This is a genomic window from Methylophilus sp. VKM B-3414 (assembly GCF_032248435.1).
Taxonomy (GTDB): domain Bacteria; phylum Pseudomonadota; class Gammaproteobacteria; order Burkholderiales; family Methylophilaceae; genus Methylophilus; species Methylophilus glucosoxydans.
In genome coordinates this window covers 57,080-78,983 of the sequence record NZ_JAVTLI010000006.1, presented here as the reverse complement: position 1 = coordinate 78,983, position 21,904 = coordinate 57,080, and the positions used below count along the sequence as shown (strand labels likewise).

General features: G+C 52.5%; 20 protein-coding genes. 6 read left to right on the top strand and 14 right to left on the bottom strand.

What is annotated here, in order from left to right; translation table 11 throughout:
• Positions 1-2 precede the first annotated feature (2 nt).
• Entirely contained in the window at positions 3-1,598 is a 1,596-nt protein-coding gene (locus tag Q9292_RS06725; protein ID WP_313986236.1) for an FAD-dependent oxidoreductase, read from the top strand.
• Positions 1,599-1,638: 40 nt separating this feature from the next.
• Here the strand turns inward: Q9292_RS06725 and erpA are convergent, their stop codons facing one another.
• From erpA to rplM, 6 genes are all read right to left on the bottom strand, one after another.
• Positions 1,639-1,995 (bottom strand): iron-sulfur cluster insertion protein ErpA, encoded by a 357-nt coding sequence (gene erpA / locus Q9292_RS06720; protein ID WP_313986374.1) that lies wholly within the window; start codon positions 1,993-1,995, stop codon positions 1,639-1,641.
• A 66-nt stretch (positions 1,996-2,061) separates the two neighbouring features.
• Entirely contained in the window at positions 2,062-2,469 is a 408-nt protein-coding gene (locus tag Q9292_RS06715) for a polymer-forming cytoskeletal protein (protein ID WP_313986234.1), read from the bottom strand.
• Positions 2,470-2,533: 64 nt separating this feature from the next.
• Positions 2,534-2,896: a hypothetical protein gene (locus Q9292_RS06710; RefSeq protein ID WP_194749718.1), complete on the bottom strand. Its 363-nt coding sequence runs from the start codon at positions 2,894-2,896 to the stop codon at positions 2,534-2,536.
• Positions 2,896-3,942 carry an N-acetyl-gamma-glutamyl-phosphate reductase gene (gene argC / locus Q9292_RS06705; protein WP_194749719.1) on the bottom strand — a complete coding sequence of 349 codons (1,047 nt, stop codon included), beginning with the start codon at positions 3,940-3,942 and terminating at the stop codon, positions 2,896-2,898. The genes Q9292_RS06710 and argC overlap by 1 nt, the downstream gene beginning before the upstream one ends.
• 118 nt (positions 3,943-4,060) lie before the next feature.
• A complete protein-coding gene (gene rpsI / locus Q9292_RS06700) occupies positions 4,061-4,453 on the bottom strand; it encodes a 30S ribosomal protein S9 (RefSeq protein ID WP_049639496.1) in 393 nt (130 codons plus the stop codon).
• A 22-nt stretch (positions 4,454-4,475) separates the two neighbouring features.
• Positions 4,476-4,904, bottom strand: a complete 429-nt coding sequence (gene rplM / locus Q9292_RS06695) for a 50S ribosomal protein L13 (RefSeq protein WP_194749720.1) — start codon at positions 4,902-4,904, stop codon at positions 4,476-4,478.
• Positions 4,905-5,266: 362 nt separating this feature from the next.
• On the opposite strand from rplM, the gene Q9292_RS06690 reads away from it, so the two are divergent.
• Positions 5,267-6,826, top strand: a complete 1,560-nt coding sequence (locus Q9292_RS06690; RefSeq protein WP_313986229.1) for a hypothetical protein — start codon at positions 5,267-5,269, stop codon at positions 6,824-6,826.
• Here Q9292_RS06690 and ubiA read toward each other — a convergent pair.
• From ubiA to thiS, 6 genes are all read right to left on the bottom strand, one after another.
• Complete coding sequence (ubiA, locus tag Q9292_RS06685; protein WP_313986227.1) at positions 6,818-7,681, bottom strand: 4-hydroxybenzoate octaprenyltransferase; 864 nt, start codon at positions 7,679-7,681, stop codon at positions 6,818-6,820. The two genes, Q9292_RS06690 and ubiA, sit on opposite strands and share 9 nt — an antisense overlap.
• A gap of 24 nt (positions 7,682-7,705) precedes the next feature.
• A complete protein-coding gene (locus tag Q9292_RS06680) occupies positions 7,706-8,260 on the bottom strand; it encodes a chorismate--pyruvate lyase family protein (protein ID WP_313986225.1) in 555 nt (184 codons plus the stop codon).
• Between the two features lie 5 nt (positions 8,261-8,265).
• Positions 8,266-9,423: a murein transglycosylase A gene (locus tag Q9292_RS06675; RefSeq protein WP_313986223.1), complete on the bottom strand. Its 1,158-nt coding sequence runs from the start codon at positions 9,421-9,423 to the stop codon at positions 8,266-8,268.
• Positions 9,424-9,590: 167 nt separating this feature from the next.
• The gene (gene apaG / locus Q9292_RS06670; RefSeq protein ID WP_275356445.1) at positions 9,591-9,974 is read right to left on the bottom strand and encodes a Co2+/Mg2+ efflux protein ApaG; all 384 of its coding nucleotides are present in this window, start codon (positions 9,972-9,974) and stop codon (positions 9,591-9,593) included.
• Positions 9,975-9,976: 2 nt separating this feature from the next.
• On the bottom strand, positions 9,977-10,759 hold the full coding sequence (locus Q9292_RS06665) for a thiazole synthase (protein WP_313986372.1): 783 nt from the start codon (positions 10,757-10,759) through the stop codon (positions 9,977-9,979).
• A gap of 51 nt (positions 10,760-10,810) precedes the next feature.
• Positions 10,811-11,014, bottom strand: coding sequence for a sulfur carrier protein ThiS (gene thiS / locus Q9292_RS06660; protein WP_194749782.1), 204 nt, complete (start codon positions 11,012-11,014; stop codon positions 10,811-10,813).
• Positions 11,015-11,350: 336 nt separating this feature from the next.
• On the opposite strand from thiS, the gene Q9292_RS06655 reads away from it, so the two are divergent.
• On the top strand, positions 11,351-11,530 hold the full coding sequence (locus Q9292_RS06655) for a hypothetical protein (RefSeq protein WP_194749724.1): 180 nt from the start codon (positions 11,351-11,353) through the stop codon (positions 11,528-11,530).
• A gap of 287 nt (positions 11,531-11,817) precedes the next feature.
• On the opposite strand, the gene gndA is transcribed toward Q9292_RS06655, so the two are convergent.
• Both gndA and Q9292_RS06645 read right to left on the bottom strand, forming a co-directional pair.
• Positions 11,818-13,332, bottom strand: coding sequence for an NADP-dependent phosphogluconate dehydrogenase (gene gndA, locus Q9292_RS06650; protein WP_194749725.1), 1,515 nt, complete (start codon positions 13,330-13,332; stop codon positions 11,818-11,820).
• 168 nt (positions 13,333-13,500) lie between these two features.
• A complete protein-coding gene (locus tag Q9292_RS06645; RefSeq protein ID WP_194749726.1) occupies positions 13,501-14,241 on the bottom strand; it encodes a dienelactone hydrolase family protein in 741 nt (246 codons plus the stop codon).
• A gap of 182 nt (positions 14,242-14,423) precedes the next feature.
• Here Q9292_RS06645 and Q9292_RS06640 point away from each other — a divergent pair, with 182 nt between their 5' ends.
• From Q9292_RS06640 to Q9292_RS06630, 3 genes are all read left to right on the top strand, one after another.
• Positions 14,424-15,377 (top strand): serine protease, encoded by a 954-nt coding sequence (locus Q9292_RS06640; RefSeq protein ID WP_313986218.1) that lies wholly within the window; start codon positions 14,424-14,426, stop codon positions 15,375-15,377.
• A 107-nt stretch (positions 15,378-15,484) separates the two neighbouring features.
• Positions 15,485-16,765: a glutamate-1-semialdehyde 2,1-aminomutase gene (hemL, locus tag Q9292_RS06635; RefSeq protein ID WP_313986216.1), complete on the top strand. Its 1,281-nt coding sequence runs from the start codon at positions 15,485-15,487 to the stop codon at positions 16,763-16,765.
• A gap of 444 nt (positions 16,766-17,209) precedes the next feature.
• Entirely contained in the window at positions 17,210-21,859 is a 4,650-nt protein-coding gene (locus Q9292_RS06630; protein WP_409934478.1) for a glutamate synthase-related protein, read from the top strand.
• Positions 21,860-21,904: the final 45 nt, after the last annotated feature.

Genomic DNA, 21,904 nt, shown 5'->3' with positions numbered 1-21,904 from the left:
CCATGGATAGACGGACATTTTTGCTCAGCCTGGCTGCCAGCCCATTGCTCATGCAATGCCAGTCAAGGAAAAATCAAGCGTTTGGCGGGCAGCTATTAGGCCCAGACCATGTGGCCGGACATGCACTGACCAAAGGCGAGTTTCCACCCTACTCCCAGACACGTCGTAACCGGGTAGTCATCGTTGGTGGCGGGATCAGCGGGTTGAGCGCCGCTTGGTACCTGCAGAGTCAGGGCATGCACGATTTTGTCTTGCTAGAACTGGAGGAGAATACAGGTGGCAATGCGCGTAGTGGGCATAACCGCATCAGCGCCTACCCCTGGGGAGCGCACTATTTGCCCATCCCCAACCATGAAAACCATATGCTCAAGCAGTTCTTGGCTGAAACAGGGGCAATTGTCAGCGGGCATCACACACACAAACCGATTTATCACGAGCGTTATTTGTGTTTTGCACCGCAAGAGCGGCTGTTTATCCATGGCCAATGGCAAGAGGGTCTGCGTCCACACCATGGCTTGAGCAAAAACGAACTGGCCGAAATAGAAGCGTTTGAACAACAGATGCACACATTTCGTCTGGCACGGGGAAAGGATGGCAAACCGGCTTTCAGCATTCCTCTGATAGAATCATCACAGGATTCGCAATGGTTGGCGCTGGACCGGTTAAGCATGACAGATTACCTCTACCAGCAAGGCTGGCAAGGGCAAGCGCTTCACTGGTACGTCAATTACGCTTGTAGAGATGATTACGGCATGCCGGCCAGCCAGATTTCGGCTTGGGCCGGTATCCATTATTTTGCTGCACGCCGCGGCGAAGCCGCAAACGCTGAATTGGATCAAGTACTGACCTGGCCACAAGGCAACGCTTGGTTGGCTGAGCAACTGGCAAGCAAATCTTTGACCCAAATCCAATCACGGCAACTGGTACATGCCATCAGTCAAGAAAAACACGGCATCACAGTGGACGCTCTAGATCTAAACAGCCGACAGACTACCCGCTGGCAAGCCGACCATGTCATTTATGCCTCACCCGCCCATGTTCTGCCTTTTGTGTTACGCCAACACACTGATCTGACACAATCCGCACGTAATATTTCGCATGCTCCATGGTTGGTCGCCAATATTAGCCTTTCTCATGCGTCTACCCTGCAGGGTAATCTCCCCGTCGCCTGGGATAATGTCATTTATGACCGCCCCGGATTGGGTTATGTGGTTGCCAACCACCAAACGCTACAACAACCAAGCGAATCAGTGATTACCTACTACCACGCACTGGCTCAGGCTGATTCAGTCCGTGCACGCAGAGAACTGTACTCGAAATCCTGGCAAAGTCTGCAGCATAGCATTATGCAAGAGCTACACACGGCCCATCCCATGCTTGAAGAGGCCATCACACACATGGACATCTGGCGGTGGGGCCATGCGATGACATTCCCCAAACCTGGTTTTTTAACAGATCATCATCGCCTGCGGCTAAACCAACAGCACGATAGATTGCATATTGCACACACCGATGCAGCTGGCATTTCAATTTTTGAAGAGGCCTTTGCACAAGGTGTACGTGCAGCAAGCCATTGTTTACATCGTCGTGCAAAATGAAAAAGCCGGGGTTAACCCGGCTTTTAGGCGCACCAGTGAGTTAAACCGAGAACGAGCTACCGCATCCACAAGTGGTGGTCGCATTCGGGTTACGAATGACAAATTGCGAGCCTTGCAGGCTATCGGTATAGTCGATTTCTGCGCCCATGAGATACTGCAGGCTCATCGGGTCAATCAACAAGGTCACGCCGTCCTTGTCAACTTGGGTATCGTCGTCGTTCACTTCTTCTTCAAAGGTGAAGCCATACTGAAAGCCGGAACAACCACCACCGCTCACAAACACACGCAGTTTCAGCTCTGGCGTACCTTCTTCATCAATCAGCTCTTTGACCTTTCTGGCAGCATTATCGGTAAATACCAAAGGACTAGGCATTTCAAGGGTGGCTTCTGTGGTCATCATAGACTCCTGTAAAATTCGTATTCAGTATATGGCGGTATTCCGCCGGATTTCAAGTGGCTGCGTTTAAGTGGCTTCTGTCGTTGATGTGTCTGTGGGGCTTGCTTCCGACTGCTCACCCAGATAAATCAGTTTTCCTTCAATCACGGCACCGGTGTGCATTTCGAGCGATTTGTAATACAGGTCACCGATAATACGCGCCTTGCTTTGCAACTCGATAAAGACGGAAGACCGCACCGGCCCGCGTATCATGCCGTTCAGTACAATTTTGGAGGCCTCGACACTACCGGTCACCGCCCCGTTTTCACTGATAATCAGTGTACTGGGATGCGTTTGCTTTTCAATGACATTACCAACAATCAAGCCATCTACTCTTAAGCCACCTGCAAACTGCATATTGCCATTTAACTGCGTTTCATGCCCGATCAGGGTATCAATGTGACTGTCAATTTGAACACTTTTCTTGAAAAACATGCGACTTCCTGTTCCGATATACTTAAATGGCAATCCTGATTGCGTCAGCGCTGATGGCATAGACTCAATGCTTGGTCATGTTCTTGTAAAAAACCAGCTCCTCTTTGAGCTTGATATTTTCGTCCTGCTGCGCAGTCAGTGTTTTGGCCAGGTTGTTGCTCGTTGCCAATTCCACCTGTAACTCACGCTGGGAAGCGATCAGTTTCTTCTGCAACTCAATATTTTCCGTCGTGACCTGGCGCAGGCGATGCCGAATATTTTCACTATCATCATCATGCAACACCCAGTAGGCCAATGCAAACCCAATCACCACATAGGAAACCGCCAATATCCCCTGAAAGTACCAGGGACGGTGTGAGCGCACAGCCACCTGTTTGGCAGTCAGGCCAAAGTGATTCCTGAGTCTTCTGCGGATAGGCCTGATCATTATGGCAACAATGGCAATACTTGCAAACCAGCCTCAGGGGCCAGATTGAACATCAGGTTCATGTTCTGCACCGCCTGACCAGAGGCGCCTTTGACCAGGTTGTCCTGCACGACAATGATTGTGACATAATCATCCGCCTGTGGGTACACCGCCATCCTTAAAACATTCGATCCACGGACCGAGCGTGTCTCGGGAAGCGCACCGGCCGGCATCACATCGACAAAAGTCGACCCCTGGTAGCGTTGCTCATACACCTGCTGAATGGATGCCCGCTGCGCTTGCCTATTGAGTTTGACATGGAGCGTACTGAGCATGCCGCGTATCATCGGGATCAAATGCGGCACAAAGATAAGCTGGACAGCTTCATTGCCAGACAGTTTTTTGAGTTGTGCCAGAATCTCGGGATGATGCCTGTGCCCGGCCACACCATAGGCTCTGAGGTTATCACTCGCTTCAGAGAACAGCGTAGACACTTCTGCTTTTCTGCCGGCGCCGGAGACACCCGACTTCGCATCCGCGATAATTGGCACCGAGAAATCAATCCAGCCTTGCTCAAGTAAGGGCGCCAACCCCAGCAACACGGTGGTGGGGTAACACCCTGGATTACCAATCACTTGCGCCTGCTGCACCTCTTCGCCATATAGCTCTGGCAAGCCGTAGACGGCATCTTGCAAAATATCGGTACAGCTATGGGGGAGTTTGTACCATTTTTCAAAGACAGCGGCATCCTGCAACCGGAAATCTGCTGCCAGATCAATCACCTTCACGCCAGCAGCTACCAGCGCAGGCGCTTGCGCCATGGCCACCCCATGGGGCGTGGCGAAGAACACCACATCACATTGGGTCAGATCAACGGTCGCTGGGTCACTAAAGGCAAGTTCAACGACGCCACGCAAACTGGGAAACATCTCTGCCACAGGCAGGCCCGCTTCACCCCGTGAAGTAATGACCTGCAATTGCACATTGGGATGACGCGCCAGCAAGCGCAATAACTCTACACCGGTATATCCTGTGCCGCCAACGATGCCTACCTTAATCTTTTCCATCTGCCTTACCCAGTTGAGGAGTTAAAACGCACACTGCGTAAAAAGTTAATTAATATAAATGAAAAAGGCCGCCAATGCGACCTTTTTGCACAACAGGTTTGTAACAAACGTTGAAAAATTAACGTTTGGAGAACTGTTTCCGACGACGCGCTTTACGCAGACCGACTTTCTTACGTTCAACTTCACGTGCATCACGTGTTACGAAACCAGCGTGGGACAATGCGCTCTTCAGCGCAGCATCGTAGTCAATCAATGCACGGGTAATGCCGTGACGAACTGCACCAGCTTGACCGGATTCACCACCACCATGCACATTGACCAGAATGTCAAAGCTCGCAGTGTTGTTGGTCAATTCCAGAGGTTGACGCAAAATCATGCGAGAAGTCTCGCGTGAGAAGTACACGTCAGCTGGCTTGTCGTTTACAACGATATTGCCGCTACCGGACTTGATGAACACACGTGCCACTGAACTTTTGCGGCGGCCTGTGCCGTAGTTGTATTTACCGATCATGTTTTATCCTAATCGTCTTGAATTAGATGGTTAATGGTTGCGGTTGTTGCGCAGTATGCTCGTGCTTGTCACCCGCATACACTTTCATTTTTTTGATCATGGCATAGCCCAAAGGACCTTTTGGCAACATGCCTTTCACTGCTTTTTCCAATGCACGGCCTGGGAAACGGTCTTGCATTTTGGAGAATGAAGTGGTTGTAATACCGCCTGGATAACCAGAGTGACGGTGGTACAGCTTGTCACCAGCCTTGTTACCGGTTACTTTAATTTTGTCCGCATTGACTACGATGATGTAGTCGCCTGTATCCACGTGCGGTGTGTAAATAGCTTTATGCTTACCACGCAGACGATGAGCGATTGCGCTGGCCAGACGACCCAATACCAAGTCAGTGGCGTCAATCACGAACCAGTCACGTTGTACTTCATGCGATTTTGCTGAAAAAGTTTTCATTTTATAACTACCGAGTTATAGCGTATAAATTAAGAGGGCGGATTATATGCTAGCTTGAGAAAGCTTGTCAACGGATTATTCTAAAATAATCCCTGACCAATGCCGCGAGCCTTGATGATCTTATCAGGCTGCAGATTTGGGGCTGTTTGCCATCAATTTTGCAAATAAGTTGAAGTAAAGTATGCTTTTTAAGCAAAAGATCTTTGTTTTATCAGGAATAATTGCAAACAGATGCTATATTAGCTCAAGTTTCGACTTGATGCACTGAATCATTTCAACCGCAGAGATTAAAAAATAATATTTTCATGCGCTCAGGCCATTCACAGACGCGAGAGTCCACGATTACAACAGCATTGCGCTGCATGGCGTTGCCATTGTTGCTTTTGTTAGCGCCAACCTCACTCGTGCAGGCCGCGGATTTATCCGCATTCCGCTTTGAGTCTGAACCTGGCCAACCCCTGTTGGCACAAGTGCCGATCACACATGCCACATCCAGTACGGACATCAGCTGTTTTCAACTGCAGCAATCTGTGGCTGATTTTGTGCATCTGGAATACACCACACTGAGCACAGATCAAGGCATGCTCATGCTATGGTCCGACCGCGCAATGAGCAGCCCGGTCAAAGTCACCCTAACAGATACATGCCAACGCACCGCGCAGACCTTTACCCTGCACCCGGACATGAAAGTGTCGTTTGAAGTAGAGGCGCCTCAGCAAACAGCGACCCAGCCAATTACGGCAGAGGCACCCACCTCGACCCCGCAGGCACCCTCTCAACCGATACAGGAGAGCATCCCGCTGGAGGCCTACGACAAGCTACAGGGACAAATCAATGAATTGCAGCAGGCATTTAACACCTTGCAAAGCAAATCCGATGCCCTTTATGCCAGTTCAATGGCGCAAACGAATTTACTTGCCTCTCTGAAATCGCAATTGGTCCATGTGCAGAATGAAAACCACCTGCTGCGCACACTGGTGATGACGCTAGGCCTGGCCTTGATCGCCAGCGGCTTTTTCTTTGCCGACTGGCTCAGGCGGCATGCAGCAGTACCCAAGCGCGCCAAAGGCCGTCAACCAGCCTCAGCCACGGAAGAATCCACCGGTCCGGCGACCCAGCCGCAAACCAGCCAGCGATTCGCAACCACTTTGCCGCCACTCACCAGCTCACCAAGTCCTGCACAACCAGTCTCTGGTGCAACGCAACCGCCCTATACCCAACGAACCGGAAGTCGCTTGAAGTCGGTTCCTATCCACGCCAATGATGATGTGCTCGGGCTCGAAGCGGTTCCACAAAAACTCAGCTCACAAAAAAGCACGCAGTCCGTGATGCAAGATGCTTCCAGACTCTTCACACATGGTCGAGTGAATCAGGCCATTGAGCACTTGCAACAACACCTGGCCAAACACCCGAAATGCTCCCCCTGGATGTGGCTGTATTTACTGGATTTATTATCCAAAGAAGGCAAGCACCAGGAGTTTGACATGATGGCCAGCGAGTGCCGCAAGCACTTCAACTTGAATGTAGAGCACGCGCCAGACCTCAAACAACAAGGCATCGAATCTTTCCCGCGCGTGATGAAAGCCTTGCAGCAGGCCTGGGGCACGCCGCAGGTGATTGCGCTGATTGACGACCTGGTTTACAACACCCGCCTTGTGCCGCGTATGGGTTTTGAGCGTAGCGTCTTTGAAGACCTCATGCTATTGAAAGAAATTGCCTGCCAGACACAAAACCTACCTGCAATGCCCCCTGCGCCCAAAGCCCCGGACGAAGAGACCTCCATCAATGGTAACTTGCGCGAGTTGCAGCAACTCTCTGAAGACATCTATATCCTCGCTCCGGCAGAACAAGCGCCCTTCCAGTATTGGACCGACTTCACCTTTGAGCTGGGTGAGCCCGCTGGTGCACGCAAATCAGCCTAACCAATAGGCACCCGCGATGCCTGCCGTTAATGCCGCGCCTATCCAGATATTCTCCAAAAATGCCTTGAAACACTGCGCACGCTGACGCGTACGGATCAGTCCATATTGCCTGAATAACTGTAAGGCAGCGGCCACCCAACCCAGCCAGAATGGCCAGCCCAGCCTGAGCTGAATGGCGACCCAGGCCATCATGGCCAGCGTGGCAATCAGGCACAGCATAATCGCGAATACCTCACGGTGACCAAAGGTAATCGCGGATGAACGGATGCCGATCTTAAGGTCATCCTCACGGTCCACCATGGCATAAGCCGTATCATAGGCCACTGACCAGGAGACATTCGCCAGCAACAACCACCAGGCAGTTGCCGGCACAGCCCCTTGTAAGGCAACAAATGCCATCGGGATACCAAAGCCAAACGCAATACCCAAATAGGCCTGTGGAATGGCAAAAAAGCGTTTGGTGTACGGGTAGCTTACCGCCAGAAACAAAGCTGGGACGGACCACAGCACCACTTGCATGCCCAGCGTACACACCAGCACAAACGCTATCAAAGATAGCGCTACCGCCACGGCATAAGCCTCTTTGACAGAAATCTCCCCGGTCGCCAACGGCCGGCGTTGGGTGCGCGCCACCGCGCCATCCCAGTGCCGGTCGGCAATGTCATTCAATGCGCAGCCGGCTGAGCGCATCAGTATCGTACCCAACACAAACACGGTTGCCACCCATAGATCAGGGTACCCTGCGCCTGCAATCAACAGCCCCCACAATGTGGGCCAGAGTAGCAACCAAATCCCGACCGGCTTATCCAGGCGGGTTAAGCGATAATACGCATGCCAGTTGATGGTTGACTGCATTACAAAAGCTTTCCGATTAAAAAATTAATCATGGGGATGATCCACACAAGCAGGCAAAAACACTTCTGTCACCAGCAAAAGGTGATGATGCAGACGGAACAAGGAGCGTCTTGCCCAAAGGGGATGTTGCTGCAACTGCGGATGATAGCGGCATACCGCCTGATGCAAGGGATGCTGTGCGTACAATTTGCGGAACTGCAACGGCCCACGTGTGACTTTAGGATTGGCAAACAGCGCTGCCCCGAGCGGCACCCGCCCGATTGCACGCAAGCGGCACCATGGTCCGCGCAAATCCTGACGCGCGATGACACTATGCGCAAACACGCGCGGCTGGCCGTTTCCGCGCAACATGACTTCTCGCACCCATGCACGGGACATCGCATTCAGGCGCAACATGGCCTGTTCGTCTACATGCGGCTTGCGCCAGGCTTGGGCCAACAGCTCAACCGAAAACGCCGGATAATGTTTTTTCAGGCGGGCAGTTAATGACCCCCTTTCCTGCAACCAGGACCTGAAGGGTGTTTGACCAACAACAGCGCGTTGCCAGGCCCGCTCAGAAGATTGCTTCAGCTGCCGCATCTCGGTCAATGTGGCAACGGGAACGTTTTGGGCAACCACACCCATAATTTCCCTTGTTGGCGCATGGCCCCCGCCAGCTTGCCAGCAGCCTCGCCTTCTCCCCAGTACACATCGGCACGCACGCCGCCCTTGATCGCCCCCCCCGTATCCTGAGCGTGCATCAATTGCTGCAAAGGTGCCACATCATTGGGGTAAGTGGTCGCCAGATAGACCGGGGCGCCCAGGGGAATGTAAAACGGATCGACCGCAACACTACGTTCAGCTGTGAGCGGCACCCCTAATGCGCCTAATGGGCCGGACAACCCCGGTGGCAGCAACTTGAAAAACACATAGCTGGGATTCGCATCCAGCAAACCGCGTAACTGCTCGGGATGCTGCTGTGCCCAAGCCTTGATTCCCTGCATGGAAGCCTCGCTGGCGGTCATTTCTCCGCGCTCCACCAGGATCTTGCCAATAGACTGGTAAGGGTGCCCATTCTGGTCGGCGTAACCTACGGGAACACGCTCGCCGTTTTCAAGCGCAATGATGCCCGACCCCTGTACCTGCAGAAAAAATGCTTCTACCGGATCGCTGACCCAGATTAACTCACTGCCATTCAACGGCGATTGCGGCTGCTCAATTTCTGCCCGTGTGTAATAGGGAATCAGCGTTTGGCCCTGCAAGCGGCCACGCACGCGTTTATACTTGAGCTCGGGAAACAATGCCGACAAATTCACGGTAATCAAATCCGACGGCACTTGATAAAGCGGGACGCGGTAACGCGGACTTGCTTGCCTAGCCCCTTGCAACACAGGCTGATAATAGCCGGTGATCAAGCCCTGCGAGGCGCCATCCGCCTGCCGCGTGGCATACACATTAAAATATTGTTGCCAGTAGGCCTGAATGGCAGACACATCCTCAGCCTGCACCAAGAGCGCGGCAGCACAAACCGCTTTCCAGTCCGCTTTGTTTTTGAGCCCCTGACACCCTTGTAGCCATGCCTTCCAGCTGGCGACCCAGTCTTCTTTTTCCAACCCTGGCAGGTCGGCCCACTGCGCAGGCTGGAGCAATTCAAAGGCTTGTGATGGCGTAACAGGCGGGACACTGCTACTCGTACCGGGCTTTTCAACCGCAGGCTTGCTCGGAGCTGGCGATGTTCTGCCCGAGCTGTCCGGCGTTGGCACCGTTTGACATCCTGCCAGCCATAGCAGACTGGAGAGGACAAGACATAGACGGATGACAGAACTGTTTTTGATGGTTAACACGTTTGTGACTTCAACTTAAAGACCATTGATGGGTCTGCGGCCTCATGCAGCAGACAGCAGAAGAGGCAAATGTTTGCGCGTGCGGTTTAATGCAGCCCAGCTGCCTGATGCAACCAGAACGTCGGGATATCGACTTCAAACCAGTGCCCATCGACGGCCACCATCTGATAAGTGCCATACATTTCCCCACTGGGTGTACTGAACATGACGCTACTGGTATAGCGGTATTCTGCATCGGGCGCCAGCAAGGGCTGCTCGCCGACCACCCCCAGCCCTTTGACTTCCCGCACCTGTTGCATGGCATCGGTAATCACCCAATGTCGACTGATCAACTGCGCAGGCGTTTGCCCGGTATTGCGGATCGTAATCGTATAGGCATAGATGTACTGCCCCGTTTCCGGCGAAGACTGATCAGGCAAGTACTCTGTCTCGACAGATACCTGACAGGCATAGAGGGCGCGTTCGGTCACATTTATCCTATCATGCCAGTGGTTGGTGAACTAGGGCTGGCAGAATACAGCTTTTTCGCCATACGTCCGGCTAAAAAGGACTCACGGCCAGCCTCAATGGCTTTTTTCATGGCGCCTGCCATCAATACCGGGTCACGCGCAGCCGCAATAGCAGTATTCATCAACACGCCGGCACAGCCTAACTCCATCGCAATCGCCGCATCAGACGCACAGCCTACGCCAGCATCCACCAAGACCGGGATCTTGGCATTTTCGATGATAATTTGCAGATTCCATGGATTTAAAATCCCCATGCCGGAACCAATCAGCGAGGCCAAGGGCATCACTGCCACACAGCCAATGTCCTCCAGCTGCTTGGCGATGATCGGGTCATCCGAGGTATATACCATGACCTCAAAGCCTTCTTTGACCAGCGTTTTGGCCGCAGCAATGGTTTCGGTCACATTCGGATACAAGGTATTCGGATCACCCAATACCTCCAGCTTGACCAGGCGGTGATCATCCAGCAACTCACGCGCCAGACGCAAGGTGCGCACGGCTTCTTCAGCACTGTAACAACCCGCGGTATTCGGCAGATAAGTAAATTCGTTCGGCGGCAAATACTCCAGCAGAGAAGGTTCGCTTGCATGTTGACCGATATTGGTCCGGCGGATGGCCACGGTAATAATTTCAGCGCCACTGGCGTCTATCGCAGCGCGTGTCTGCGTAAAGTCCTGGTATTTGCCGGTGCCAACCAACAGTCTGGATTGATAAGATTGACCGGCAATCACTAAAGCATCATTCATCATTAAACTTTCTATTCCATTCTTAGCTGCATAACGCTGATGAGATCGCGCTCAACCGCCACCGACCGCACCGACGATTTCCAGCTTGTCATCCGCGTGCAACTGCACGTGGGCAAACTGGCTACGCGGCACAATATCGCCATTACGCTCAATCGCAATGCGCTTGCCTGTCAGTTGCATCTGCTCGACCAACGCTTGCACACTCATGGCCTCTGCGGCAAGTTGCATGGCTTTACCATTGACGAAAATTTGCATGCTGCTTTTAAAGGTTTTATTAAACAAGCCGTTATTCTACGAAAAATCAGCGGATTTGGCTTTCAGTTTTTACGTCACATGGTTTCAAGCCATCTTCAACACGTGTCATCCAACCTGGAGGAGTATGCGTTATTTTAAGCGTGAACATGGCACCATGTTTGCTTTAATGTTGTAGCGATACAAATATGCCTGAAGAATTTGACAAGTTTGGTCACTACGGCAAATTCCGCATTGCTGCAGAATGAACTTTTTGTTAATTTTGGCGCCACAAGCACGGCGAACACAATTCGTTGTTTTGTGTAATGAATATTGAGAATCCCAAAAGGAAGAGTAAAAATGCAAATCGTAGAATCCTACCAAGCCGTTTCATCACAACATTTCTTGATTGATGAAATTTACGCCCCTAGCCTCAACAATGCTGCTCCCAACGCTAAAGCGTTTGCCGAAGAACAGCAACACCTGAAAGCAATCAACGAGCTTCATCGCTTTTTGGAATCGAGTTGCGACTGCGTTTAATACACAGGGCGTTTCAAACCGACCCCGCAACGGGTCACTGATTTTCAGGTTGGATGCTTGAATCCAATCTTGGGTTAGCCGGAAATATGTGAAAACTCACTTCGGGCGCCCTTTACCCAAAAATTGCGCAACGACTGCGATATCGAAGTCTCTGCGTTAAAGTAGAGGTAATGATGAGACAAATAAAAAAGATGGCTTTTATCGCCATCTTTTTTATTTTCAGCGGTTGACTCAAAAGCAGCGACTACCTGTAAGAGCGGTCACTGCTATCATGCGATAACTGCAGATTACTCAACCGATAGCTGTGGACGTCCAGCTTCTGGCCAATCCAGATGGAAGAACTGACCACGTGGCTGATCTTTGCGCTCATAGGTATGCGCACCAAAGTAGTCACGCTGACCTTGCAACAGGTTGGCTGGCAAGTCAGCACTTCTGTAGCCATCATAGTAAGCCAATGCCGCCGCGAAGCCTTGTGCCGGAATGCCATTGGTCACAGCCAACGCAATCACTTTACGCCAGCCGGCCTGACCTTCGTTCATCGCATTGGTGAAGTATGGATCCAGCATCAGGTTTTTCAGGCGTGAGTTCAATGCATAAGCATCGGTGATTTTTTGCAGGAAGCGCGCGCGGATGATACAACCGCCACGCCAGATCTGGGCAATTTCACCGAAGTTGAGTTTCCAGTTGTAAGCCACTTGTGCCTTATCAATCAGCTGGAAGCCTTGTGCGTAGGCGCAGATTTTGGAGCAATACAAGGCATTCTTGATCGCCTCAATGGTTGCAACTTTGTCTTTCTCTTGCACAATCACTGGACCTTTGAGGATCTTGCTGGCTTCAACACGCTCCTCTTTCAGGCTGGATAATGCACGCGCATAGACGGCAGCTGCAATCGCATTGGCGGGCGCACCCAGTTCGAGCGCATTGGCCGCCGTCCACTGGCCGGTGCCTTTTTGGCCTGCCGTATCGAGAATCTGGTCAACCAGGAAGCCTTTGCCAGCCGGATCTTTTTGCTGCAGGATATCGGCCGTAATTTCAATCAGGAAGCTGGACAGCTCACCTTTGTTCCACTCGGCAAACACTTTGCCGATTTCATCGGCCGGCATGCCCAGCAGATTTTTCATCAGCCAGTAGGCTTCGCAAATCAACTGCATATCGATGTACTCGATACCGTTGTGCACCATTTTTACATAGTGACCTGCACCGTCCGGGCCGATATATTCCGCGCAAGAGAACCCACCCTGAACTGGTTTGCCAGGTGCGCCACCTTCTAACGGGGCACCTGTCACAGGATCCACTTTGGCTGCAATATCGCGCCAGATAGGCTCCAGACTAGCCCAGGCCTTGCGTGTACCGGAAGGCATCAGCGATGGACCAAAACGGGCACCGGTTTCACCACCAGACACGCCGGAACCAATGAACTCAATGCCTTTGGCAGCAAGCTCTTTTTCGCGACGGATGGTGTCCGTCCACAGCGCATTGCCGCCATCAATAATAATGTCCCCCTGCTCCAGGAAAGGTAGCAGGGCGTTAATGGTCACGTCGGTCGCACTCCCGGCTTTCACCAGCAACACAATCTTGCGTGGACGCTTGATGCTCAGTACAAAAGAGGCCAAATCAGCATGCCCTACCACACGTTCATGTGAGGGCTCATTCTTTTTACACTCCTCGATGAAGTTCAGCATTTTTTTCGGGTCACGGTTATAGACCGCAATGGTATAGCCGTGATCAGCAATGTTAAGCGCCAGGTTTTGGCCCATCACTGCCAATCCTACCAATCCAATATCCGCATTTTTTATAGTCATAGTTCTCTCTAAACAATGGTTAATTTAGTTGAAAAAAAAAGCACAGGCTTTTGGCCTGTGCTTGGACTAGGGTATGTATTGAATATCCCATGCAAGTTGTTTTGAGAATCGCAACTGGCATAACATTTTCAGCACCTTAGTTTTCTTTCGCTCAAGTGTTCCAGTCGGTTACTTGAGTACGTTACCGAACATCTGCAAGGTCAATTGATATCCAATGTTGACCAGCTGCGCATCGTAACGTTCCCCTTCATCGCGCATGAAGGCATGTTGTCCATTAAATTCATGCCAGGTGTAATGCAGTCCGGGCACCGCGGCAAAGCGGTTATACAGCTCTGCACGCTTATCTCCCGGGATATGAGGGTCTTGCTTGCCCCAGATCATAAGCAACTCGCCCTTGATTTCGCCGACACGGTCCATGCTGTGCTGACCAGGCTGGTTCGGGATAATGTTGGTGTGCAAATCGGTGGCATAGAAACAGGCCGTCGCTTTGACTTCGGGTTGCAAAGCTGCACGGAAAGCCAGGTGACCACCGATACAAAAACCGGCCGCACCCAAATTGCCGTCATACCAGGCTTGCTTGTTCAGATAGTCAATCATGGCGCGGTTATCCGTGTCGTAGGCCTGCACATCTTTGGCCATTTTGTCCGCATTGCCTTTGTCACGGCCAGCATCGTCATAGCCCAATACCGTGCCAATCGGATTCAACTCATGGAACACTTCAGGCACCAGCACGGCATAACCATGCCCTGCTAAAAAGCGCGCTGCGCGCTCAATCGGACCGGTCTGCTGAAAAATCTCAGAGTAAAACAAAACCGCAGGCACTTTGCCATCGTGTTTTGGACGATGAACATAAGTACGCATCACCCCGGTCGGGGTGTCCAAATCAACGATTTCGCTCGTAATCAGCATGATAAATCCTTAAACAATCAAAAAATACCGGCTATTCTAGCGCTGTTTGCATGGCTTTTCACAGATATTGTGTCAGGGCAAGCAGAATTTTTTGCAATTGCAGCTGACAAAGTCGAGGTAGCTTGCCTTCATCACCAACCATGGGAGTTTGTATGCGCCCCTCATTCAATCTTGTTTGCTTCATGCTCTTCAGCACGAGCGCTTTGGTGGCCCATGCCGAGCTCGACCATGAGCTGGTTTACCGGCTGAAAGCCTCGGTGGTAAAAGTGCACAGCATGACGCAAACGGGCGGTCACGGCGTCGGCAGCGGCGTGGTTGTGGCGCCAGATACAGTGGCTACCAATTGCCATGTGCTGGCGAACAGCAGCGGCGTTAGCGTTTCCAAATTCGGTGATAGCGTCAGCCCGGTTGGCATGGTCGCGGACTGGAAACACGATATCTGCCTGTTGAAATTTCAATATCTGGAACTGCCGCCAGTCAAGCTGGGCACAACCGCCGCCTTACATTATGGTGATGCCGTCTTTTCCATCGGCTTTCCAGGTGGACCGCCCAAGCCACAAACCATCGCAGGCCATGTAAAAGCCTTGTACCCCTATGATGACAGCCTGATTGTGCGCACCGATGCCGCGTTTATCATGGGCGCCAGTGGCAGCCCGACCTTTAACCAGACAGGCGAACTGGTTGCTTTAAGCACGTTTAAAAGTCCCGGCAAACAGGCCTACTTTTATAGTGTGCCGGTCGAGTGGATACAAACGCTGCTTGGCAAACTAGCCAGCAACAGCATTCAGGCCGACGCCACTCCCTTTTGGGACTTACCGCTGAATGAGCGCCCATTCTGGATGCAAGTGGTGATTCCTTACCAAAACAGCGACTGGCCGGCCGTAGAGCACATTGCGCGCACTTGGTTAAGCCAGCAAGCAGAGGCTGCAGAAGCACACTTTTATTTAGCCAGTGCACTTCATGGGCAAGGGCACCTCGCCGCAGCCCAACAAGCCTATTTACAAGCCACTAAGCTGGAGCCGAACTATCTGGAAGCTTGGTCAGGACTGGCCTTGCTCGCTCAACAATCCGCGCAGCCAAGCTTGCAGGCGGAGGCTGAGCGCCACCTTCAACAGCTCGCCAGCCAGACTCAATAGTCTTGGGCACACTCGCTGACCACAAGCCATCCGGCCAAGCGTACGCATGATCAACCCCAGAGGCTCTGCTAGAATAGCGTTTTTAATGTTTATCCGATTGCTCCGTCATGACCTCTCGCAACCAGCAACTGTTTGAAAAATCCCAGCAACTGATTCCAGGCGGTGTCAACTCACCGGTACGTGCGTTTCGCAGCGTCGGTGGCACGCCCATCTTTTTCAAAAAGGGCCTCGGCTCCAAGCTCTGGGATGCGGATGGTAAAGAATACATTGACTACATCAACTCCTGGGGCCCCATGATTTTGGGACATGCCCACCCGGAAGTTGTTGCGGCAGTGCAGCAAGCGGCCGCCAACAGCCTGAGTTTCGGCGCGCCAACCGGCCTCGAGCTCGAAATGGCTGAATTAATTAATCAACTTGTGCCCAGCATGGAACAAGTACGCCTGGTCAGCAGCGGGACCGAAGCGACCATGAGCGCCATTCGCGTGGCCCGTGGCTTTACCAAGCGCAATAAAATCATCAAATTTGAAGGCTGTTACCACGGCCATGCCGATGCCTTGCTCGTGAAGGCTGGCTCCGGCTTGCTCACCTTTGGCGAACCCAGCTCCGCCGGTGTCCCGCCAGAAGTCGCTGCGCACACCCTGACGCTCAATTACAACAACTCGCAAATGCTCAAAGACACCTTTGCCAGCATGGGGGAAGAGATTGCCTGCGTGATTCTGGAGCCGGTAGTCGGCAACATGAACCTGATTGTGCCTCACCGCGAATTCTTAACCACTTTGCGTGAACTGTGCAGCCAACATGGCACGGTACTGATTTTTGATGAAGTCATGACCGGCTTCCGCGTAGCACTGGGCGGTGCACAGGCACTGTATGGCATTAGACCGGACATGACGACCCTGGGCAAAGTCATTGGAGGCGGCCTGCCCGTAGGCGCCTTTGGTGGACGCAAAGACATCATGAGCGTGCTGGCACCACTAGGGCCGGTTTACCAGGCCGGCACGCTGTCAGGCAATCCCGTGGCAGTGACCGCCGGGCTGACCACCCTCAAACTGATCCAGGCACCCGGCTTTTATGAGGCACTGACGGCAAAAACAGCGCAGTTAATGGACGGCATGAAGCAGGCAGCACACAAAGCGGGCGTCACATTTAGCGCACAAAGCGTAGGCGGCATGTTTGGCCTCTATTTTAGCGCCAGCAACCCCACCAGCTACGCCGACATGATGCAGGCAGATAAAAATGCCTTTAATCACTTCTTCCACAGCATGCTGAACAGCGGCATTTATCTGGGGCCATCCGCATTTGAGGCGGGCTTTGTCTCGTCGGCACATACCGATGCCGATGTCGCCCAAACCATACAGGCGGCCGAACAAGCCTTTGCCAGCCTGTAAGCCAGACGTTTGCGTGGCGATTGCCACTCAGGCTCGCCACGCAAACAAATCCCCACATCACCGACCATGCCGGATGACGCCCCCCTGAGCGTCCTGACACCTTCTGGCAGGCCGTCTATATAAAGACAATCCAATCGCAATCTCTGATCAACGGACTCGCCAGGAGTGCTCTATTCAGGGATAAACCGCCTCACAATCGTGACAGACTCAACGGAGCCACGCCATTTTAAAACCCTGTTAGCTCTCTGGTATTTGTGCAACTTAAAGTGCAATCAGTTGGTAAATAAAAACCATTCTCAACTAAAAAATAAAATGCCTTTATCCGTTATTTAACGCAGGCTAAACAATTGAAATTGCTAAACTTTAACGGTATCATTGAAGGTTCCTCCAAATGTTTTGTAAGTGAAGAATCTGGCAATGGACATGCAGTCTGACAACAACCTGATGAGTGCTTCTCAAGATACCGCAACCGCCCGGGACGACCAATTCGGTTTAGCTCCTCAATCCCAGGGTTTATATGACAGACGCCACGAGAAAGATAGCTGTGGCGTGGGCTTTGTCGCCCATATTAAAGGCCAGAAAAGCCACGACATTGTCGCTAAAGGCCTGCAACTGCTGGACAACCTGACCCATCGCGGCGCGACCGGTTACGACCCTAAACTGGGTGACGGCGCGGGCTTGCTGATGCAGATGCCAGATACCTTTATGCGCGAAGAGGCTGCGAAGCTGGGCATGACCTTGCCAGCAGCCGGACAATACGCCGTCGGTCAGGCATTTCTGCCACAAAACGCAGACAACCGCGCGAAATGCGAAGCCATCTTTGCCAAAATCATTGCAGAAGAAAATCAAACCCTGCTGGGCTGGCGTGATGTGCCGGTCGACAACAGCAATATTGCCGACGCCGCCCGCGCGGTTGAGCCTGTAATGCGCCAGGTGTTTATTGCCAGCACCGTGACCGACAGCAACACCTTTGAACGCAAATGCTTTGTGATCCGCAAACGCATTGAGCACGCGATTCGCGCGCTCAACCTGCAAGACAAAGCGCAGTTCTACATGCCTTCATTCTCCTCCCGCACTATCGTCTACAAAGGCATGCTGCTGGCTAATGAAGTCGGTGTCTACTACAAAGATTTGAGAGATGAGCGCGTGATTTCAGCGCTTGCTCTGGTACACCAGCGTTTCTCTACCAACACCTTCCCAGCCTGGGATCTGGCCCACCCCTTCCGCATGATTGCACATAACGGTGAAATCAATACCGTTCAAGGCAACGTGAACTGGATGGCCGCCCGTCATGAGACCATGAAATCTGCGGTGCTGGGTGAAGACCTGGAAAAACTGTGGCCACTGATTGCAGAAGGCCAGTCCGACTCCGCCTGCTTTGATAACTGTCTTGAGCTGCTGGTGGCTGGTGGCTATAGCCTGCCACACGCCATGATGATGCTGATCCCGGAAGCCTGGGCAGGCAACCCATTAATGGACGAAGACCGCCGTGCGTTCTATGAATATCACGCGGCACTGATGGAGCCATGGGACGGCCCGGCTGCAGTCGCGTTTACCGATGGCAAAATGATTGGTGCCACGCTTGACCGTAATGGCTTGCGTCCAGCCCGCTACCTGGTGACCGAAGACGACATCGTCATGATGGCGTCTGAAATGGGCGTGATCACTTTCCCACAAGAAAAAATCGTTAAAAAATGGCGTTTGCAGCCAGGCAAAATGTTGCTGATCGACATGGAGCAAGGCCGCATTATCGACGACGAAGAAGTCAAAACTGAACTGGCACAAGCCAAACCTTATCGCCAGTGGATTGAACAGACCCGCTTCCATTTGACCGACTTGCCTGGCGTAGGCAATGGCGAAGTCAGCCTGAAAGCGGATTTGCTGGATACCCAACAAGCCTTTGGTTACTCTCAGGAAGACTTGAAGTTTGTCTTGCAACCCATGATAGACAACGGCGAAGAGGGCTCAGGCTCCATGGGGAACGACGCGGCCTTGCCCGTGCTGTCCAACAAAGCCAAGACGCTGTACAACTACTTTAAACAGTTGTTTGCACAAGTGACCAACCCGCCGATTGACCCAATCCGTGAAGAGCTGGTGATGTCACTGGTGACATTTATCGGCCCCAAACCCAACCTGTTGGCGATTGATGAGACCAACCCGCCATTGCGTTTGGAAAGCGGCCAGCCAGTGTTGAGCCTGGAAGGCCTGGAAAAACTCAAACAGATTGAGTCTTTGACCAAAGGCCAGTTCAAGTCCATCGTCCTTGACCTGACTTATGATGCCGCGTTAGGTAAAACCGGCATGAAACAGGCCCTGGACGTCTTGCACGACCAAGCCGAAAAAGCCGTGCATGACGGCTATAACGTACTGATCCTCTCGGACCGTGCCGTCTCAGCGAACCGTATTGCCATTCCAGCCCTGCTGGCCTGCTCGGCCACGCATGAGTTTCTGGTCAAAGCCGGCTTGCGTACCAGCACCGGTCTGGTGATTGATACAGGCTCAGCCCGTGAAGTACACCATTTTGCCCTGCTGGCAGGCTATGGTGCGGAAGCTGTTTGCCCATGGCTGGTGTACGAAACCATCAAGACCCTGACCGGCGATGTTGAAAAAGCCGGCAAAAACTTCGTCAAGGCGATCGGCAAAGGCTTGTACAAAGTCATGTCCAAAATGGGCATCTCGACCTACCAGTCTTACTGCGGCGCACAGATTTTTGAAGCGATCGGCCTCAATAGCCAGTTTGTGAATGACTATTTCACTGGCACGGTCAGCCAGATTGAAGGCATCGGTCTGGAGCAAGTTGCCGAAGAAACTGTACGTATGCACATGCAAGCATTTGGGAATGACCCCGTGCTCTCCAATGCGCTGGAAGCGGGCGGTGAGTACGCCTTCCGTGTACGCGGTGAAGAGCACTTGTGGACGCCGATGTCGATCAGCAAATTGCAGAACGCGACCCGGACTGGCAAATACGAAACTTACAAAGAGTACGCCGCACTGATCAACGATCAGACACGTCGCCACATGACCTTGCGCGGACTGTTTGAAATCAAACCGGCGGGTAAAGCGATCCCATTGGATCAGGTGGAATCGGCCAAAGAGATTGTTAAACGCTTTGCCACTGGCGCCATGTCTTTGGGCTCCATTTCAACCGAAGCGCACGCCACCTTGGCTATTGCCATGAACCGGATTGGCGGCAAGTCCAATACTGGCGAAGGCGGTGAAGACGTCAAACGTTTTATTCCGGTCCAAACAGAATCCAGCCTGGCCACCGTATTGGGCACAGACTTGATTGAAGCAGATGTGCCAATGCAAGCGGGTGACTCTTTGCGCTCACGCATCAAGCAGGTGGCCTCTGGCCGCTTTGGCGTGACTGCCGAATACCTGAGCAGCGCTGACCAGATCCAGATCAAAATGGCACAAGGTGCCAAGCCTGGGGAAGGCGGTCAGTTGCCTGGCCACAAAGTGTCCCCCTACATTGCGAAACTGCGTTTCTCGGTGCCTGGCGTCGGCTTGATCTCTCCACCACCACATCACGACATTTACTCGATTGAAGATTTGGCGCAGCTGATTCATGACCTGAAAAACGCCAATCCAAAAGCCTCGATTTCGGTCAAACTGGTGTCAGAAACCGGCATCGGTACCGTGGCAGCGGGTGTGGCCAAGGCTAAGTCTGATCACATCGTGGTCGCTGGCCATGACGGCGGGACAGGTGCCTCACCAATTTCTTCGATCAAACACGCAGGCACGCCATGGGAGCTTGGTCTGGCTGAAACGCAGCAGACGCTGGTACTCAACCAGTTACGTGGTCGCGTGGTGCTGCAAGTCGATGGCCAGATGAAAACCGGCCGTGACGTACTGATTGGCGCACTGCTGGGTGCGGACGAATTTGGCTTTGCCACTGCACCGCTGGTGGTTGAAGGCTGTATCATGATGCGTAAGTGTCACTTGAACACTTGCCCGGTCGGTGTTGCCACCCAAGATCCAGAGCTGCGTAAGAAGTTTACCGGCCAGCCTGAGCATGTCGTGAATTACTTCTTCTTTGTCGCTGAAGAAGTGCGTGAACTGATGGCCAGCATGGGCATTGCCAAGTTTGATGACTTGATCGGCCGTGCCGATTTGCTGGACATGAAAGCCGGCATAGAGCACTGGAAGATCAATGGCCTGGACTTCAGCAAAGTGTTCCACTTGCCAGACATGCCAGCCAGTGTGGCACGCAAAAACAATGACGTGCAAGATCACGGCATCGCCAAAGCATTGGATAACCAATTGATCGCATTGGCTAAACCGGCGTTGGAAAAAGGCGAAAAAGTCACGCTTGAGTTGCCAATTGTGAACACTAACCGTACAGCAGGTACCATGCTGTCACACGAAGTGGCGAGCCGTTATGGCAACGCCGGTCTGCCTGACGGTACCATCCACGTCAAATTCACTGGCACCTCCGGTCAGAGTTTTGCGGCATTCCTGGCCAAGGGCATTACCTTTGAGCTGACAGGTGAAGGCAACGACTACGTGGGTAAAGGCCTGTGTGGTGGTCAGATCATTATCAAACCACCTGCAACCTTCCGTGGCTTGTCCTATGAAAACATCATCGTTGGTAACACCGTGATGTACGGTGCGACCACAGGCAGCAGCTTCTTGAGCGGTGTGGCGGGTGAGCGCTTCTGCGTACGTAACTCAGGCGCAACTGCCGTGGTTGAAGGCGTAGGCAACCATGGTTGCGAATACATGACTGGCGGGACCGTGGTGGTACTGGGTCAGACCGGCCAGAACTTTGCAGCTGGGATGAGTGGCGGCATTGCCTATGTTTACGACATTGACGGCCAGTTTGCCAAACGCTGCAATATGAGCATGGTGTCACTGGAAAAAGTCGAAGCGGCTGAAGCAGATGTTGGCAAAGTACAACACCTAGGCCAGCCAGACGAAGTGATTCTTAAAGGCTTGATCGAGCAGCACCTGGCGTTGACAGGCAGCCCTCGAGCAAAAGAACTGTTGGCCGACTGGTCAGCCGCGCGTGCAAAATTTGTTAAAGTATTCCCGAACGAATACAAACGCGCACTGACCGAAATGGCTGCAGCCTCCGCCAAGCAAGCCGCATAATCGTTTTTGTTAATTGAATGCCCCGCGTGATTGGCGGGGCTGTTT